Origin of the sequence: Pseudomonas poae (genome assembly GCA_028869255.1) — a bacterium.
GTDB lineage: Bacteria > Pseudomonadota > Gammaproteobacteria > Pseudomonadales > Pseudomonadaceae > Aquipseudomonas > Aquipseudomonas poae_C.
In genome coordinates this window covers 1996557-2015683 of the sequence record CP110972.1, presented here as the reverse complement: position 1 = coordinate 2015683, position 19127 = coordinate 1996557, and the positions used below count along the sequence as shown (strand labels likewise).

General features: G+C 60.3%; 11 protein-coding genes and 3 pseudogenes. 6 read left to right on the top strand and 8 right to left on the bottom strand.

The window, feature by feature from the left end; genetic code table 11:
- Positions 1-138: 138 nt before the first annotated feature.
- Genes LRS56_09385 through solA form a run of 4 tightly spaced genes read left to right on the top strand, consistent with a single transcriptional unit; the run spans position 139 to position 3887 of the window.
- Positions 139-945 (top strand): hypothetical protein, encoded by an 807-nt coding sequence (locus LRS56_09385; GenBank protein ID WDU64650.1) that lies wholly within the window; start codon positions 139-141, stop codon positions 943-945.
- Positions 946-947: 2 nt separating this feature from the next.
- Positions 948-1817 carry a methyltransferase gene (locus LRS56_09380; protein ID WDU64649.1) on the top strand — a complete coding sequence of 290 codons (870 nt, stop codon included), beginning with the start codon at positions 948-950 and terminating at the stop codon, positions 1815-1817.
- A complete protein-coding gene (locus LRS56_09375; GenBank protein ID WDU64648.1) occupies positions 1814-2737 on the top strand; it encodes a hypothetical protein in 924 nt (307 codons plus the stop codon). Before LRS56_09380 ends, LRS56_09375 begins: the two co-directional genes overlap by 4 nt.
- Positions 2721-3887, top strand: coding sequence for an N-methyl-L-tryptophan oxidase (gene solA, locus LRS56_09370; GenBank protein ID WDU64647.1), 1167 nt, complete (start codon positions 2721-2723; stop codon positions 3885-3887). The genes LRS56_09375 and solA overlap by 17 nt, the downstream gene beginning before the upstream one ends.
- A 154-nt stretch (positions 3888-4041) precedes the next feature.
- On the opposite strand, the gene LRS56_09365 is transcribed toward solA, so the two are convergent.
- A complete protein-coding gene (locus tag LRS56_09365) occupies positions 4042-4266 on the bottom strand; it encodes a DUF465 domain-containing protein (protein WDU64646.1) in 225 nt (74 codons plus the stop codon).
- Positions 4267-4440: 174 nt separating this feature from the next.
- Between LRS56_09365 and tkt the strand changes: the two are divergent.
- Positions 4441-6506 (top strand): annotated as a pseudogene (tkt, locus tag LRS56_09360) (transketolase).
- Between the two features lie 110 nt (positions 6507-6616).
- On the opposite strand, the gene uvrA reads toward tkt, so the two are convergent.
- The 7 genes and pseudogenes from uvrA to LRS56_09325 form a co-directional block, all read right to left on the bottom strand.
- Positions 6617-9136, bottom strand: a complete 2520-nt coding sequence (gene uvrA / locus LRS56_09355) for an excinuclease ABC subunit UvrA (protein WDU64645.1) — start codon at positions 9134-9136, stop codon at positions 6617-6619.
- On the bottom strand, positions 9133-10845 hold the full coding sequence (locus LRS56_09350) for an ATP-binding protein (protein WDU64644.1): 1713 nt from the start codon (positions 10843-10845) through the stop codon (positions 9133-9135). Before LRS56_09350 ends, uvrA begins: the two co-directional genes overlap by 4 nt.
- 126 nt (positions 10846-10971) lie before the next feature.
- A complete protein-coding gene (locus LRS56_09345) occupies positions 10972-14064 on the bottom strand; it encodes an error-prone DNA polymerase (GenBank protein ID WDU64643.1) in 3093 nt (1030 codons plus the stop codon).
- A complete protein-coding gene (locus LRS56_09340; protein WDU64642.1) occupies positions 14040-15452 on the bottom strand; it encodes a DNA polymerase Y family protein in 1413 nt (470 codons plus the stop codon). Before LRS56_09340 ends, LRS56_09345 begins: the two co-directional genes overlap by 25 nt.
- A 7-nt stretch (positions 15453-15459) precedes the next feature.
- Positions 15460-16073 (bottom strand): annotated as a pseudogene (gene imuA / locus LRS56_09335) (translesion DNA synthesis-associated protein ImuA).
- Positions 16073-16690 carry a transcriptional repressor LexA gene (lexA, locus tag LRS56_09330; GenBank protein WDU64641.1) on the bottom strand — a complete coding sequence of 206 codons (618 nt, stop codon included), beginning with the start codon at positions 16688-16690 and terminating at the stop codon, positions 16073-16075. The pseudogene imuA and the gene lexA overlap by 1 nt, the downstream one beginning before the upstream one ends.
- Before the next feature lie 896 nt (positions 16691-17586).
- The gene (locus LRS56_09325; protein WDU64640.1) at positions 17587-18495 is read right to left on the bottom strand and encodes a LysR substrate-binding domain-containing protein; all 909 of its coding nucleotides are present in this window, start codon (positions 18493-18495) and stop codon (positions 17587-17589) included.
- A 214-nt stretch (positions 18496-18709) separates the two neighbouring features.
- Between LRS56_09325 and LRS56_09320 the strand changes: the two are divergent.
- A pseudogene (locus tag LRS56_09320) lies at positions 18710-19107 on the top strand (AraC family transcriptional regulator).
- The last annotated feature ends 20 nt before the right edge of the window (positions 19108-19127 follow it).

Here is a 19127-nt window from a genome sequence, read left to right as displayed (position 1 = left end):
ATCAGTTACCCCACTGAATAAACCAACAGAAATGGACTACGTGGTTTTCAGAAACCAATGGTTTGAAATAAATCCAATTCGACACGAAGCTGATGCACATCCGACGCGCAACGACATTGTTGTCGAACTGGAGGTGCTATGACAGTAATAAAGAGTGCCGTGATTATTGGTGCAGGCCCAATGGGCAGTGCTATTGCCATGGGACTAAAAGCATCCAGCCCAACGATAGCGTTACAGATGGTGGATCCGGACATTACTCGCCGGAATGTATTAATCAATGCAGGCATATCAACGACAGAACACCTACCCAACCCATTAACCTCAGAAGCCATAATAATAGCAATCCCACCCCAAGCTTTTGGGCGATTTTCAAAAGACAACCCGCAGCTTGAATATTACACGGGGATAATTATCTCTGTCATGGCAGGAATAAACCTGTCAGAACTGATAAGCCGACTGAAGGTATCACAAGTATGCCGAGCAATGCCGAACCTGCCCTGCGCCGTTAGCCAAGGCGTGACCGTTTTGATCTTCGCACCTGAGGCCACCCAGAAAAACAACATTCTAGTTCGAGACTTGTTTTCGAGACTCGGCCTGTTTATCAGCATAGAAAATGAGCGACTTATTGATGATGCCACCGCGCTGATTGGCGGAGGTCCTGCTTATATTTCATATTTTGCGGCCGCCCTCATAGAGTACGCTCTACTTTCCGGCTTTGATAAAACAGACGCCACGTTAATGGTCACTCAACTATTGCGAGGGACGGCTGCCCTGTTAGATAAAAACCGTGAGCCCCCCATGAGACTTTGCGAACACGTGATGACGGCTAAAGGAACCACGGAGCAGGCAATTAATTTCTTTAATCGCAAACAGGTGCGGGCCACTATTGTGATCGGTCTCAAACACGCTCGCCTACGTGCGGAAGAATTGGGAAGGAGGTCTTAGACATGCGCGGATTACTCGACCACGGAATGGCTGGAAAACATCATCTAACGAATGAATACGCGAACAGCGCGGACGACACCTACAAAGTCTACTTTGGGCTAGGCCATAGCCTGAAACTGATCAACATACCCAATGTATTCAAAGTCAGTCTTGCAGGCCTTAGGCTTGGCAATTATCTGGTGCAATCAGCCACCCGTGAAACTTTAAATAAAAGTTTTTTGGATATTGGAACGGGCAGCGGTGTCCATGCGTTGTTAATGCGTAGGCTTGGCAATAGTGACGTGAATGCCAGCGACATCTCCCAAGAGTCTATTGCACAGGCAAAAATCCACGAACGTATAAATTTCGAACAAGGCACCATTAATTTTTCTGTCAGCGACTTGTTCGAAAGTTTCACTGATAGACAATTTCAAACAATCACCTTCAACCCACCTGGTTGGCGGACCCCCTCAAGCGCGCTTATTCAAAAGTTGGAAATGCCCTCTCAGTCTGGGCAAATGCCTATTTCTTCGATGTTCTATGGCGAGGAGGTAGTTAGTCGCTTTCTGGAAGACCTTCCAAAATATCTCGCGCCCAGAGGACGGGCAATCGTAGGACTCAACTCCCTGATAGGAATACATGACCTATTGAACAGATACAATCAAAAACACAAAAACACCCCACCATTAATATATAAACTAGTGGAGCGCCATACCTTTCCACTTCTTTACTATACACACGATTGGCACCGGCTAAGCAACTCCTTAAAAAACGAGTTCGAAAATCTAGCAAAGCAAGATCTAGCTGATTACGCCACCGATCAATGCGGAAATATTTATTGGTCATATGAAATCATTGAATTTTCCCATAGCACACTGTGGCACCGCACATGAGATCGCTGCAAAACAGTTTTCTCCCCGACTATTTTTCAATCATCCTGTCCGGATTGGCAAACGTTCTTCTGGGGATTTCATCGCTTTATTGGCGTACACTGGGTGAAATCTCATCCACAACACTGGTCGCTTATCGAGTTGTACTTTCCGCGCTTATACTGACCTTTTTTATTCTCATTTTTCGACGTGCAAACCAGATAAAGCATTACACAATAAAGCTCATCTGCCTGCACTCCATTGCGTCCATCCTCATCGCTATCAACTGGGGAGCCTTTATCTGGGCGTCAATTAACGGATACCTATTGGAGAGTGGGCTTGGATACCTGCTAGCGCCGTTCATCTCGGTCGTACTTGGCGCGGTGGTTTACCGCGAGCCCATGGTCGCAAGAAAAACAGTATCGACCGCCGTTGCCTTTGGCGCCATTGCCGTATTGATAATATCTACAAAACACCTGAACCACCTGACCTATCTACTCATTGCCTCGACGTGGGGCGCCTACACTTATATAAAAAAATCAACCTCTTTAGATGCGATAAACGGCTTACTTATAGAAACACTATTTCTGACCGCGTGCCTGGCATTGGCGATGACCCTATTTGAACTCCCTGTTGCCTGGCCTTCCGAACTGCCTACCCAATCAAGTTATTTGATTTGGCTCGCGGGCGGGGTGTCCATCGTCCCTTTACTGATGTTTTCATACGCCACCGGAAAAATACCGCTTTCTTTAACCGGCTTTATACAGTTCATGCTGCCCCTCACACTATTTACTTTGGCGCTATTGCTACGCACACAAGAAATATCCAATACTTCATTAACTTTAATTATTTCAACAGCCGGCCTATTGATTACCCTTATTATTTACGACCTCATAAATCCACAACGGCCAACAAGAAAAAAATACAATGAAAAACATCTATGACATTGTTGTGATTGGGCTTGGAATTATGGGCTCAGCAGCCTTATGGAGAGCCGCCCCCCTCTGTTCTCGCGTTTTGGGCATTGATGCCTCAGGCCCCTCTCATAGCTATGGGTCCTCACAGGGAAACTCAAGAATCTTTCGACGTGCATATTGGGAAGGCGAAAAATATCTCCCGTTGCTCAACCACGCAGACCGATTATGGAATGAATTAGAACACGTGACGCACGAACAGCTGCTAATGCGCACGGGAGGGATTTTCATCGGGCCGGAGTCAAGCCGCATGGTCGCAGGAAGCATTGAAACCGCCAGGACAGGCAACATTGAACACAAGGTATGGACTTCATCAACCCTCCGGAAAACGTTCCCGGTGTTCAACGTGCCAGATGGAATGCAAGCCGTATACGAGCCTGGTGCCTATGCGTTATCGGCTCGAGACGCAAGATTGAGCATGCTGAATGAGGCCGTTCGATCTGGAGCCATTACGGAGTTTGGCGACACGGTCGTCAGCCTCGAAAACCATACAGAGGGAGTGTGCGTGACCACACAAAGCGGGCGTATTCATTTTGCGAGATCGGTGATAGTTACAGCAGGCCCCTGGATAACCACCCGCCTCATGCCAGAGCTTTCAGACTATCTGGAGCCACGACGGGTGCCCGTATACTGGTTCACGCCAAAAATCGCTTCAGGAGTTTTATTCTCAATGGAGCGCTTTCCCGTATTTCTGTACGAGTGCGAAGGCGGGGGCCTCCTTTATGGCGTTCCCTCAATTGTCAGCAATGAACCCGGCGTCAAAATAGGTTTTCATAATCGCCAGCAAACACCCACTGCTCCTGACTGGGACAGCGTTCCCGTCGAAAAAAGGTATTTGAGCGAAATAGTCGCGACGGTTGGGTCACTATTTCCGGAGCTTGAGCATTCACCTACTCAAGCTAAGAACTGTCTCTATACCATGAGCAAGGACGAGTCATTCCTGATCGGAAAATCCAACAACCTGCACTCAGTTTATTTCGCATCGGCATGCTCAGGCCACGGTTTCAAATTCGCGCCAGCTATAGGTGATGCTTTAGCCAGGCTTGCAACTGGACAGCGCCCAAACGTTCCGCTTTCAGCGTTTTCAGTCGGGCGCTTTAATCATGCTCGGCCCACTTGAGTAGCGAGAGCGCCCGCCCCGGCTCACCGGCGCAATCCTTGCGCCGCAACAGTCCCCAGAGCCGGGTGGGCGGGTCGCATCATAAGCATTGAAGTAAATGCTGTCCCTCAGGCAATTCTGAATAAATATTACCGCGGCCAGGCTACTGGCCGCCCTACCCCAGCCGCGCCACAATCTCGTCTTTGACCAACAAGCGCTTCTTCTTCAGCTTCTCCACATCCTCATCGCTGGCTTTGGCCGACTCCGCCTCCAGCACCTCCCCATCGGCAGCGTCGTATCGGGTGAGCAGCGAGTCCAGACGTTTGTCGCTCGCCCTGCGTTCGTGAACGACTTCCTTGCTCAACCCCAAATCCTGATACAGGTCGTGTTTCACCGGCATGACGTACCTCCGCAAGTTGATCAATGGCTACACCCCTGAAGCTAGCCCATTCCAAGGGGTCTTGTCATGTTTGAGGTCAAACCATCCCCGTTCGTCGCACGGCAGGGGATGGGATCAAACCTTTGCCGCCCCCTGCCCTCCACTGTAGATCGCACCCTGAGGGAGACCGGTTTCATGACTCACGCGGCCACTGCTGTCGACACCCAATGCATCAACACCATTCGCACCCTGGCCATGGACGCCGTGCAGAAGGCCAATTCCGGCCACCCAGGTACGCCCATGGGCCTGGCGCCGGTGGGGTATACGCTGTGGAGCCGCTTTTTGCGCTACCACCCGGAGCACCCAGACTGGCCCAACCGTGACCGCTTTGTGTTGTCGGTGGGGCATGCGTCGATGCTGCTGTATTCGCTGTTGCACCTGGCGGGTGTGATCGAGATCGATGCCCACGGCAAACGCTCCGGGCAGCCGGCGATCAGCCTGGACGATATCAAGCAGTTCCGGCAGATGGGCTCCAAGACGCCGGGCCATCCCGAGTACCGCATGACCACCGGCGTGGAAACCACCACCGGCCCGCTGGGCCAGGGCTGCGCCAACAGTGTGGGCATGGCCATGGCTGAGCGCTGGCTGGGCAAGCGCTTCAACCGTGAGGGCAAGGTGCTGTTCGACTACAACGTCTATACCCTGTGCGGCGATGGCGACATGATGGAAGGCATCAGCAGCGAAGCGGCGTCGATGGCCGGGCACTTGAAGCTGGATAACCTGTGCTGGATCTACGACAACAACACCATCAGCATCGAGGGCCACACCGAGCTGGCGTTCAGTGAGGACGTGATCAAGCGCTTTGAGGCGTATGGCTGGCATACCTTGCACGTCACCGATGCAAATGACTTGCAAGCCCTGAGCGCAGCGCTGGAAACCTTCAAGACCAACACCGGCGCGCCGACCCTGATCGTGGTCGACAGCGTGATCGGCTACGGTTCGCCGCACAAGCACAACACTGCCTCCGCCCATGGCGAGCCGTTGGGCGATGAAGAAATTCGCCTGACCAAAGCCGCGTACGGCTGGCCGGAAGATTCCAGTTTCCTGGTGCCCGATGAGGCGCGCACGGTACTGCGGGACGCGCTGCTGGAACGCAGCCGACCGTTGTATGAGGCATGGAACCAACACCTGTCGCAGCTGGAACAATACGAGCCGGAACTGGCCGACGAGTTGCAGCGCATGCGCGCCGGGGAAATGCCGGAGCATTGGCAGGATGACCTGCCCAGCTTCAACACCGATGCCAAGGGCGTCGCCAGCCGTGCTGCCGGGGGGAAGTACTGAACGCGTTTGCCCAGCAAATCCCCTGGCTGCTCGGCGGCTCGGCGGACTTGTCGCCCTCGACCAAAACCAACCTCACCTTTGACGGCGCCGGGCGTTTCAGCGCCGACGACTACAGTGGGCGCAATCTGCATTTCGGCATTCGTGAACACGCCATGGGCGCGATTGCCAATGGCATGGCACTGTCCTACCTGCGGCCCTACACCTCGACATTCCTGGTGTTCAGCGACTATATGAAACCGCCGATCCGCCTGGCGGCCATCATGGAGTTGCCGGTGATATTCGTGTTTACCCACGATTCAATCGGCGTAGGTGAAGATGGCCCGACACACCAGCCCATCGAGCATCTAACCCAACTGCGCGCCACACCGGGGCTGCTGACCCTGCGCCCAGGCGATGCCAATGAGACGCTGGAGCTGTGGAAAGTCGCCCTGGCACAAACCCATCGGCCAAGTTGCGTGGTGTTGTCGCGCCAGCCGTTGCCGACACTGGATCGTACGCAGTATGCAGCGGCGTCCGGTGCGGCCAAGGGTGCGTACGTGTTGGCCAGTGCTGACGCACCCAAGGTGTTGCTGTTGGCAACCGGCAGTGAAGTCAGCCTCGCCGTTGCCGCCTATGAACAATTGAAAGCCGAGGGGATTGCCGCGCAGGTCGTGTCCATGCCCAGCTGGGAATTGTTTGAAGACCAGGACCCGGCTTACCGCGACAGCGTATTGCCGTCGGCCGTGAAGGCCCGGGTGGTGGTGGAACAGGCATGCCCCCTGGGCTGGGACCGCTATGTCGGCCAGACCGGCGCCAAAGTGGTGATGAGCAGTTTTGGCGCATCGGCACCGCTGGCCAAGCTGCAGGCGCAATTCGGGTTTACGCTGGAGAATGTGGTGAAGCAAGCCAAGGCGCAAATCGACCTGAATAAACACGGATAAAACGGTAGGCGCTGGCTTGCCTGCGATGGCGGACTGTCAGTCAAAACTACGTTGACTGATGTACCGCCATCGCAGGCAAGCCAGCTCCCACAGTTGATGGGTGTTGGTCGTCAGGTCAGCTCTCGGGCAAGGAACGGCGCCGTGCGGCTTGCCTTGCTCTTGGCCACCTTTTGCGGCGTTCCGCTGGCCACCACTTTCCCACCCAGGTCCCCCGCGCCCGGCCCGATATCGATCACCCAGTCACTCTGGGCCACTACGCGCATTTCATGCTCCACCACAACCACCGTATGCCCCGCGTCCACCAAGTGATTGAGCTGGCTGAGCAAGCGGTCGACATCCCGTGGGTGCAGCCCGGTCGTCGGCTCGTCCAGCACGTACAGGGTGGCGCCTCGGGCATTGCGTTGCAGCTCGGTGGCGAGTTTGATGCGCTGCGCCTCGCCGCCGGACAGTTCGGTCGCCGGCTGGCCCAGCCGCAGGTAACCCAGGCCGATATCGCGCAGCACCTGCAACGAACGCAACACGCCCGGCTGCTCGGCGAACACCGCTACCGCTTGCTCCACGGTAAGCCCCAGCACCTGCGCGATACTCAGGCCCTGCCATTTGATCGCCAGGGTCTCGGGGTTGTAACGCGCGCCGTGGCAGGTCGGGCATGGCGCGTACACGCTAGGCATAAACAGCAATTCCACGCTGACAAAGCCCTCGCCTTCGCAGTTCGGACAGCGGCCCTTGGCGACATTGAAGGAGAACTGCCCGGCATCGTAATGATGTTTCTTCGCTGCCGGCGTGGCCGCGAACAGTTTGCGCACGTTGTCGAACAGGCCGGTGTAAGTCGCGAGATTGGAACGCGGGGTGCGGCCGATGGGTTTCTGGTCCACCTGCACCAGGCGACGGATGTGTTCCAGCCCGCCGCTGATCCGCCCGCCACTGGTTTGCGGGGCGTCGTCTTCCAGGCTGGGTTCTTCGTCACTGTCTACCCGGCTGCCGAGGCCGCCGGCCACCAGCTCCAGCAGCGCCTGGCTGACCAGGCTGGATTTGCCCGAACCGGAAATACCGGTCACCGCCGTAAAGCAACCCAGCGGGAAATCCACATTCAAGCCCTTGAGGTTATTGCGCGTCACACCTTCCAGTGTCAGCCAGGCGCTGGGCTGGCGTTGCGCCGGGTTCGCCGGGCGCCGCTCGGCAAACAGGTATTCGCGTGTCTGCGACGCCTCGACCTTGGCCAGACCCGCCGGCGGCCCGCTGTACAGCACTTGCCCGCCATGCTCGCCAGCGGCCGGCCCCACGTCGATCAGCCAGTCGGCGCGGCGCATGGTTTCCAGGTCGTGCTCCACCACAAACAACGAATTGCCTGCCGCCTTCAAGCGCCCGAGCGCGGTGAACAATGCTTCGCCGTCTGCCGGGTGCAGGCCCGCCGATGGTTCATCCAGCACATAGATCACCCCGAACAACTGCGAGCCCAACTGCGTGGCCAGGCGCAGGCGCTGTAACTCACCGGACGATAACGTCGGCGTGCTGCGCTCCAGGGACAGATAACCCAGGCCCAACTCGGTCAAGGTACTGACCCGTTCAAGCAAATCCTGGGCGATGCGTTGCGCGGCCAGGCGCTTTTCCACGGACAGCTTCATCCGGTCCTCCCCCGCCGCCACCGGCCGCAACACCTCGGCCAGTTGGGTCAGCGACAGCTGCGACAACTCACCGATATCCAGCCCGGCGAATTTTACCGACAACGCCGCCCGGGTCAGGCGCTTGCCCTCGCATAACGGGCAGGCGCTGCCTTGCATAAACTGCGAAACACGCTTTTTCATCAGCGCGCTTTGAGTGTGGGTGAAGGTGTGCAGGATATAGCGCCGTGCGCCGCTGAACGTGCCCTGGTAGCTCGGCTCCAGCTTGCGTTTCAGGGCATCACGGGTCTGCGCCGGGGTGAAGCCTGCGTACACCGGCACGGTGGGGGTTTCTTCGGTGAACAGAATCCAGTCGCGTTGCTTTTTCGGCAGGTCGCGCCAAGGTATGTCCACGTCATAGCCCAGGGTCACCAGGATGTCGCGCAGGTTCTGCCCTTGCCAGGCCAGGGGCCAGGACGCCACGGCGCGCTGGCGGATGGTCAGCGAAGGGTCCGGCACCATCAGGGCCTCGGTCACTTCATACACACGGCCCAGGCCATGGCAGTGCGGGCACGCGCCTTGAGGCAGGTTCGGTGAAAAATCCTCGGCATACAGCATCGCCTGCCCACGCGGATAGCTGCCGGCACGCGAATACAGCATGCGAATCAGGCTCGACAAGGTGGTCACGCTGCCCACCGAGGAGCGTGCACTCGGCGTCCCGCGCTGCTGTTGCAAGGCCACGGCGGGCGGCAGACCTTCGATGGAGTCCACGTCCGGCACGCCCACCTGGTCGATCAGCCGCCGTGCATAGGGCGCCACAGACTCGAAATAGCGCCGCTGGGCCTCGGCATACACCGTGGAAAACGCCAGCGACGATTTACCCGAACCGGACACGCCGGTGAACACCACCAGGGCATCCCGGGGAATGTCCACATCGACGTTACGCAGGTTATGTTCGCGAGCGCCGCGCACTTGGACAAAACCTGGGCGCTGCGCAGTGATCGGGGGGATGTTGCGCTGTGAAGTCATGGGCAACCTTGTTGGGCGATAAGCACGCTGCGCACCCGTTGCGTAAGGGCTTCGGGGCTGTAGGGCTTGCTCAGCAGATGAATGTCGGGGCTCAGCAGGTGATTGCTGGAAAGGATGTCGCGGGTGTGGCCGGAGGTGAACAGTACTGCCACCGGCGGCACCTGCGCGCGGGCCCAGTTGGCCAGGTCGGTGCTTTTGACGCGCCCGGGCATCACCACGTCGGTGAAAATCAGGTCCGGCTGCACACCGCTCTGCAAGGTTTGCATGGCGCGGTCGCCGTCTTCGGCGGTCAGTACGGTGTAGCCGGACTGTTCAAGCAAATCCACCACCGTCACGCGCACGTCTTCGTTGTCCTCAACCACCAGGATCGTCTCGCGGCCACCCGTTTCAAGCACGGCGGCGTCGTGGGTTTCCGGGTGCTCCTCACCGAGGCTGCGCGGGAAATACATTTGCACCACCGTGCCCTTGCCCTCCTCGCTCCACAGCTCAACGTGCCCGCCGCTTTGCCGAACAAAACCGAACACCATGCTCAAGCCCAGGCCGGTGCCATGCCCCTCGCGCTTGGTGGTGAAAAACGGCTCGAATACCCGCGACAGGACGGCCGCTGGCATACCCACGCCGATATCCGTGACAGCCAGGCGCACGTACTCGCCAGGCTTGATACTTTTGCCCGCGCATTCCTTGGGGTTGAGGATGATATTTTCACCGGTTATGCGAATTACGCCTTCGCCCTTCATGGCGTCACGGGCGTTGATCGCCAGGTTGAGCAGCGCGTTTTCCAGCTGGTTGCGGTCGACGTTGATGCACCAGGAGTCCTGGGGTAGTTGCACGTCGATATGAATGGTTTCCCCCAGCGCACGCTGCAGCAGCTCGCCAAGGCCGGCGTAGATGCGTTGCGGGTTATAGACAGCCGGAGACAACGGTTGGCGGCGCGCGAAAGCCAACAGTTGCGAGGACAATTTGGCGCCGCGATCCACTGCGGCGATGGCCGCCGTGATACGCCGCTGAACCTGAGGGTTGTCGGGCTCATGCCGGGCCAGCAGGTACAGGTTGCCGGCGATCACTTGCAGCAGATTATTGAAGTCGTGGGCTACGCCGCCGGTCAGGCCACCAATGGCTTCAAGCTTCTGTGATTGGCGCAATTGCTCTTCGGCGGCGGAGCGCGCCTGCACCTCAGCGGCCACGCGTTGCTCCAGGTTGTGGGTCAGCTCCTGGCGCAGGCGCTCGGACTTTACATGCTCGGTGGTCTCGGTGACGATCACCAAAACCCCGGCCGGTTGCTGGTGATCATCCGCCACAGGGCTGTAGGTAAGATCCATCCAGACTTCCTCCGGCTGACCATGACGCAGCAATTCCAGCGGAAAGTTGCGATAGGACAAGGTGCCACCGGCCAGGCACGTGTCCAGCACATGCCGATTGAAATCGGCCACTTCCGGCCAGCCCAGCTCTACAGGCGTGCCCAGCAGGTAAGGGTGCCGGCCACCGGCAAACACCGAATAGCTGTCGTTGTAAATCATGCGCCCCAGCGGCCCCCAGAGCATCACCATGGGCATGGGCGAAGCCAGCAGCATCTGCACGGTACTGCTGAGGCTGCAAGGCCACTTGTCGATCGGGCCCAGTTCGGTCGATGACCAGTCGAAGGCGCGAATCCGCTGGGCCATTTCACCGCCCCAGCCTTCGCAACCGTGGGTATTGGATAAAAATTGCATGGTCGGCTCTTGGCGAACAGTAGCGTGGGTGGACGGCGCTATAGCACTGATAAAACGTTGGAGCCCGGCGCGCATGAAACGTTTCATTGCATATTGCTTATCCGCAGCCCCTTGGGCAACTCCCCCTCAGTGAAAATCCCGGCTGCGCACGTTGATCCCATCCAACAGCGCCGTCAGGTCGGTCAAACGCCCGGCGATCAAGTGCCGCACCTCGCCCACCGCCTCCCAGCGCCCATCCACTTTGAGCAGTCGCGAACCCACCAGCGCCTGGCGTTGGCGCTCGGCCAGGTCACGCCAGACCACCACATTGAGGTTGCCGAATTCATCCTCCAGGGTGACGAAGGTCACCCCGCTGGCGGTGCCTGGGCGCTGGCGGCCGGTGACCAGCCCCGCAACGCTGACGTTGCGCCCATGCTCCACCACCTGCAGTTCTTCAGAGCTGCGGCAGCGTCGCCTGCGCAACTCGGCGCGTAACAACGCCAGCGGATGCGGCCCCAGCGTGGTGCCGAGCATGGCGTAATCGGCCTGCAAATCCTCGCCGACCGTGGGCGACGGCAGCGCCACCACGGCTTCATCAGGGCTGGGCAAGCCGGCAAATAAGCCCAACTGTTTATGCACCCCCGCCACCTCCCAGCGTGCGGCGTGCCGGTTGCCGGCCAGGGCGCGCAAGGCCCCGGCATCCGCCAGCTGCGCTTGGGCGCGGGCATCCAGCCCGGCGCGCTGGTCGAGGTCGGCGATGTCGCTGAATGTGCGGCAGTGGCGCGCCGCTTCGATGCGGCGCCCATCCTCTTCGCGAAACCCCGAGATCATGCGCAAACCCAGGCGGATCGCCGGTTGCTGCCCGTCGATGGGTTCCAGGCTGCAATCCCAGTCACTGGCCAGCACATCCACCGGGCGGATCTGCAAGCGATGGCGCCGCGCATCCTGCAGGATCTGGTCCGGGCTGTAGAAACCCATGGGCCAGCTGTTGATCAGCGCACAGGCGAAGGCTGCCGGCTCATGGCATTTGAGCCAGCAACTGGCGTAGGTCAGCAAGGCAAAACTGGCGGCGTGAGACTCGGGGAAGCCATAGCTGCCAAAGCCTTTGATCTGCTCGAAGATCTGCGCGGCAAATTCTTGCGTATAGCCGTTTTTGAGCATGCCGGTACGCAAGCGTTCTTGATGCGGTTCAAGGCCGCCATGGCGTTTCCAGGCGGCCATGGACCGGCGCAACTGGTCCGCTTCGCCGGGGCCGTAGTCGGCGGCGACCATGGCGATCTGCATCACTTGCTCCTGGAACAGCGGCACACCCAAGGTGCGCTTGAGCACCGCCTCAAGCTCCGGCGACGGATAGGTGGTGGGCTCTTCCTTGTTACGCCGCCGCAAGTACGGATGCACCATGCCGCCCTGGATCGGTCCGGGGCGCACAATCGCCACCTCAATCACCAGGTCATAAAATGTTTGCGGCTTGAGCCTGGGCAACATCGACATCTGCGCCCGCGACTCGATCTGGAACACACCGATGGTGTCGGCCTTGCTGATCATCGCGTAGGTGGCCGGGTCTTCCTTGGGGATCGTCGCCAGGGCCAGGTCCAGGTTGCGATGGCGGCGCAGCAAATCGAAGCAGCGGCGGATCGCGCTGAGCATGCCCAACGCCAGAATATCCACTTTGAGCAGGCCAACCGCGTCGAGGTCGTCCTTGTCCCACTGGATGATGGTGCGCTCGGCCATGGCGGCGTTCTCAACCGGCACCAGGGTGTCCAGCGGGTATTCGGAAATCACAAAGCCGCCGGGGTGCTGGGACAGGTGCCGAGGGAAGCCGATCAGTTGCTGGGTCAGCGCCAGCACACGGCGCAGGATCGGGCTTTGCGGGTCGAAGCCACCTTCGCGCAGGCGCTCCAGCGGCGGCGCGTCATCACTCCAGCGCCCGCAACACTCAGCCAGGGCGTTGATCTGGTCCGGCGGCAAGCCGAGGGCCTTGGCCACATCGCGCACCGCGCCGGCCGCGTGGTAAGTGCTGACCACTGCCGTCAATGCCGCACGGGTGCGGCCATAGCGCTGGAACACGTACTGCAGCACTTCTTCGCGGCGCTCGTGTTCAAAATCCACATCGATGTCCGGCGGCTCATTGCGCTCCCTGGACAGGAAGCGTTCGAACAGCATGTTCATCAGGCTCGGGTTGATCTCGGTAATCCCCAGGGCAAAACACACCGCCGAGTTGGCCGCCGAGCCCCGGCCCTGGCACAGGATCGAACGGCTGCGGGCAAAGCGCACGATGTCGTGCACGGTGAGGAAATAGCTTTCGTATCCGAGGTCGCTGATCAGCGCCAGCTCATGGTTGATCTGCTGCAAGGTCTTGGCGTCGACCCCCTGCGGCCAGCGCTGGGCGATGCCTTCTTCGGTCACGGCGCGCAGCCAGGATTTGGCATTATGGCCTTCGGGCACCAGCTCGCGTGGGTAGTGGTAGCGCAACTGGCTCAAGTCAAATGTGCAGCGTCGGGCGATGCTCAGGGTTTCATCGAGCAAGCCTGGCGGGTACAGCGCGGCCAATGCCTCAAGGCTGCGTAAATGCCGCTCGCCATTGGGGTGCAGCCGCGTGCCGGCTTCGGCCACCGGCACGTGATGGCGGATGGCGGTCATGGTGTCTTGCAAGGCACGGCGCCCGCGAATATGCATATGCACATCGCCACAGGCCACCGCCGGGATCTGCAGGCTGGCGGCCAATTGCAGGCGCTGCTCCAGATGACGCGCATCGTCCTGGCCACAGTGCAGGTGCACCGCCAGCCACAGGCGTTCGGCGAAGGTGCGGCGCAGCCACTGGACCTCGGCTTGGGTGTCGCGGTCTTCGGCGACCCAGAGCGCCAGCAGGCCGGGCAGCGGTTGTTCGAAGTCCTCGTGCAACAGGCGATAGCTGCCCTTCTCGGCACGTCGCCGGGCCAGGGTGATCAGGCGACACAGGTGCTGATAGCCGCTGAGGTCCTGCACCAGCAACACCAGTTTCGGGCCGTTTTCGATGCGCATTTCGCTGCCGATAATCAGCGGTAAATCCACCGCCTTCGCCGCCTGCCAGGCCCGCACGATACCCGACAGCGTGCATTCATCGGTGATCGCCAAAGCGCTGTAACCCTGGCGCTTGGCCCGTTCGAACAACTCCAGTGCACTCGAGGCGCCGCGCTGGAAGCTGAAGTTGGACAGGCAATGCAGCTCGGCATAGCTCATGCAAACCAGCCTTGCAGCCATAGCCCGTCGTTTTGCCCCACGCTGCGGTAAGCCCAGCCTTGCTGGCCGGCGCGGGTCTGGATCAGGTAGTAGTCGCGGCGAATATCGGCGCCATCCCACCAGCCGGATTCGATGCGCTCCGGGCCCATCAAAATTTGCACGCCCTGCTCGGCCAGCAAGGCCGGCTCGTCAAGCAACCAGCCGGGGCGTTGCACCTTGTTCAAGGTCGGGCATGCGCGGCTGTCGGTCACAGCTTGCCAGGCACATTCGGGGCGGTGGTCGGCGTGAAAACGCAGGCCCTGCACCGCCTCATCACCCAGCCGGGCGCGCAGGCGCTCGCGCAGTTGCTCCCAAGGCAAGGTCTGTTGCGGGCGGTCGTCGAACAGGTCCTGGCGTTGCGGCACGAACACCGGCAGGTCCTGGGCCACCAGACGAAAGCCGCGTACCGGTGCGCTGACTTGCACCTGCTCCAGGCGCCCCCGGGCCAGCTCGAACAGCATCGCCGGTTCGCGTTCGGCGCTGAGCAGGCCGACTTTGATCACACTGTCGGGCGCCTGGGCGTGTTCCAGATGCAGGTCGAAGCGCTGCACGCCACTGTCGCGGCCACAAAGGAAGGCAGACAAATCGCCGGTCAAGCGGCGCAAGGGGAACAGCAGCGCCTGGTGGGATTGCACATCGAAATTCAACTCGATGCGCACATCGAACTGATCCGGCGGCAGATAGAACGCCAGGGCCAATGGCCGCTGCCCGCTCAGGGCATCCAGGTGCTTGAGCAAGCTCGCATCAAACCGCCGCGCCAGCGTGTGCCGGGGCAACGCCTGCACCTGAGCCAGGGTGCGCAGGCCCATGCGCGATAACGCGGTGGCGGCCTGCGGCTCAAGGCCGGCGCGGTCGATGGGCAGCGGCGCCAGGGCCTGCGTCAAGGCGTCATCGCCGATCGCCAGGCCATCGTAGATATTCGCCAGCACTCGCGCCGCCGCCGGGTTCGGCGCGGCGACGATACGGTGGCGAAACCCCAGCTCAGTCAGCTCCTTGCGCAACCGCGCCTCGAACTGCGGCCACGGCCCGAACAGCCCCAGGCTGGATTCGATCTCGAACAGCAAGGCACGCGGGTAATGCACACTGACCTGCGAGCTGAAACGGTAGGCCCAGGCCGCGAGAAACTGCTGCCAGCGTTCGATTTCCACGGGGTCGTATTCGGCGCTGGCAAATGTCTTGGCCAGCGCATGCGCGGCCGTCAGGGACTGACCGGGGCGCAGGCCCACTGCGCGGGCAGCGTCATTGACCGTTTGCAGCACACGTCGCTGCGGCGTGCCGGCCAGCAACGCCAACGGTTGATCCGGCTCGGGATGCACACGCTGCACCCCGTCCAGCGCCAATTGCGGGAACACAATACACACCCAGCGCATGGCAACCTCAGTGCCCCGCCAGTGCAATCGGCGCCGGATGGGCCAGCCCACCCCGGCACTTGAGCACCCGCACCTGGGCAGGCCGGGCCTCAACGGCCAGGCGCAAGGCGGCGGGCGATGCGTTGATCGCTTCGCTCAAGGCGCGCCAGGCAAACGCCAGGGTCTGCCCGGTTTCAGCCGCTACCTGCAAGCGACGCAAGGCGCGGTCATCGGCCTTGCGCGGCCAGCACAGCACCGCGCCGCAACTGCCGGAGCGCAAGCATTGCTCCACGGCCCACAGTGCATCGCGTTCTTCGGCCTGGATCACCGAGAGCTGGCGCAGATCCACCCCGGCGTTCTGCCAGGCATGGGGGTACGGCGTGTAAGGCGGCGCCACCAGCACAATGCGCTCCCCGCCGCCGACAATCGCGCCAACGTCGGCAGCACCAATTGCAACTCGCCCACGCCTTCCTTCGCCATCAGAATTTCGCTCAACGCCGACTCCGGCCAGCCGCCGGCAGGCAACACCGCATCCAGCGCCGCGAGCCCCGTGGGGTGCACACTGGCCGGGGGCGCGGCAGGCCGGCCCTTCCAGACGCGGCCGCCATTGAACAGTGTATCCAGCGCAACCACGGCACCCATCAGCCTTGCCTCACCAGGCCGCAGAACACCCCTTCGATGGCCAGGTCCTGGTCGGGGCCCACCACGATGGGTTGATACGCGGGGTTGCGCGGCAGCAGGCGCACATGCTCGCCGTGCCGCTCAAAACGCTTGATGGTGACTTCGCCGTCCAGGCGCGCCACTACAATTTGCCCATTCAAGGCTTCGGCACTGCGGCGAACGCCCACCAGGTCGCCGTCGAGGATGCCGTCTTCGATCATTGAATCGCCCTGCACGCGCAGCAGATAGTCCGGGGTTTTGGCGAAGGTGGCGGGGTCGAGTTGCAAACGGCTGTGGACCTCGGCGTCGGCGCCGATGGGTAAACCGGCAGCCACGCGGCCGAGCACGGGGATGTCCAGCCATTCGGGGCGTGCCGGCTGGTTGAGCAGGCGAATGCCTCGGGCCTGGTTGGGGTTGACCTCGATGAAGCCGGCTTCGGTGAGCGCCACCACGTGCTTGCGGGCGACGCTGCGGGACGCGAAGCCGAACGCCTCGGCGATTTCGGCGAGGCTTGGGGGTTGGCCTTGTTGCGCGATGCGGTCGCGGATGAAGGTCAGGATTTGGGTACGGCGGGGGGTTAGGGTTGTCATGGAGTACATTTGTACTCTTGTGGGATATTTCTGACAATAGCCGGTAGTCGGGGGGGTATGGAGTACATATCCGTTGGTGCGGTAACGGCGGCCTAGGGTTCCGCCCTTACGGCGGGTCACTTTGGAAAAGAGCCCCAAAGTAACCAAAGGGCTCTTGCCCCACCACTCGGCACCTCGCCTCCGGCTCGGTGTGCCCGCACGCAGACTTGAATCCGTGGGCCGCCGCGATGGGCCATCCTTGGCCCAACGCGGCTAACCCGGCGTCCTGCCGGGTTACCCACGGATTCAAGCCCGCGTGCGGCCAGCGTGGTTAATGGGGCGCCTAGATCAAGATCAAAAGCAGAGCACGGCGGCCTAGTAGCCGACCTGAGTGGTGTAGATCAAGAGCGGGCCCACAGTGGATTGGCTTTTCTGTGGGAGCTGGCTTGTCGGGTCGCCGCATCGCTGCGATGCAGGCACCTCGGGATATCAGGCAAACCCAGTTGATGCCATCGCAGGCAAGCCAGCTCCCACATTTGAACCGAGGAAGGCTTTAATGATTAGGTCGGCTGTCAGGCCGCCTCGCTTTGTTTTTGATCTGGCCCTTACATCCTTACCGCTGACGAAGTCAGCGATCTTTTGATCTGCGCTTTTGATCTGAGGCGCCCCGTCAATCACGATGGCCGAACGCAGGCTTGAATCCGTGGGCAACCCGGCAGGACGCCGGGTTAGCCGCGCTGGGCCAAGGATGGCCCATCGCGGCGGCCCACGGATTCAAGCCGGAGTGAGGGCACACCGAGCCAGAGCGAGGTGCCGAGTGATGGGGCACAGACCTTTTGGTTACTTTTGGGGCGTTTGCCAAAAGTGACCCGCTGTAAGAGCGGAACCCTAGGTGGCCGTTACCGCAGAAATGGATATGCACGCAATCAAACACCCCCCGCCATATGCTCCGAAATCCTGGCCCTCAACCACCGCTCCGCCGGATCATTGTCATGCACCCCACTCCACACCATCGACAACTCCGCAGCATCAATCCCAAACGGCGGATCCTCAGCCCGTAACGCCGTCCCCTCAGTCAACGCACACGCCGCATAATCCGGCACCGTCGCAATAATCTGCGTCCCCGCCAACAACGCCCGCAACCCACTGAACTGCGGCACCGCCAGCACCACCCGCCGCGCTCGGCCAATCCGCGCCAGGTCCAGATCGATGTTGCCACTCAAATCCCCCGAAAACGACACCATCGCATGCGGCCTATCGCAATAGTCATCCAACGTCAGCGGCTCAACCCCATCATCCCCACGCAAAACCTTGCACGGAATATCCCGCAGTTTCTTGCGCTTGGCATTCGCCGGCAATTCAGTGGTATAGCTCACCCCAACGGTGATCTCACCACTGGCCAGCAACGACGACATCAGCAAGTAATTGGCCCGCCGCACCACCACGATAATCCCCGGAGCCTCCTCGCGCAGTCGGCTGAGTAACGGAGGAAACAGCCCGAACTCGGCGTCGTCCGATAGCCCGATACGAAACACCGCACAACTGGTGGAAGGGTCAAAATCCTTGGCACGGCTGACCGCACCGGAAATGGTGTCCATCGCCGGTTGCAACTCCTTGAGTATCGCCACGGCGCGTGGCGTGGGCTCCATGCCCCGCCCGTTGCGCAGCAGCAACGGGTCGTCGAACAGATCACGCAAGCGCCCCAGTGCCGCGCTTACCGCCGGTTGGCCCATAAAGAGCTTTTCGGCAACCCGAGTCAGGTTCTTCTCGAACATCAATGCCTCGAAAATCACCAGCAGGTTCATGTCGACGCGACGCAGGTCGTTGCGGTTCATGGCGCTATCCAAACGGTTGGCAAGCCGACAGATAACCATAAAAAAGGCAATTCGGGTTGCACACCTGTGCTGTCTTTTCCAACGATATCAACCGCCATACCTGGCAAAATTAACAACGATTAACTCGTCAGCCAGACGGTCCGACGCCAAGAATGGAGCGGTCTACACTGCATCCATTCACCGGGAACGCTCCCATCGACTGCGGATACCTGTCATGGCCCGACTTGAGTTCTGTACCCCCCGTGTGTCCGCTACCGGCGGTCTATGCCCCCGGCGCGAGCGTATCGCCAAGCAACTGATCCTCGCCAACCTCGGCGAAAGCCTGGCCATTGCCGACCTGGCCCAGGCATGCGCGCTGTCGCGCAGCCATTTTTCCCGTGCATTCAAGTGCACCACCGGGCTGTCCCCCAGGAATGGATACGCCAGCAGCGCATCCAGCGGGCCAAGGAGCTGATCACCGGTTCGTCCTTGAGCCTGACGCAAATCAGCCTGGAATGCGGCTTCTGCGACCAGGCGCATTTTTGCCACATGTTCACCCGCAGCGAAGGGGTCAACCCGATGACCTGGCGAAATCACCAATTGCGTCACAAGCCGCAAGTGATTGCGGCCTAGTGGTACCTGCGCACCTGGCC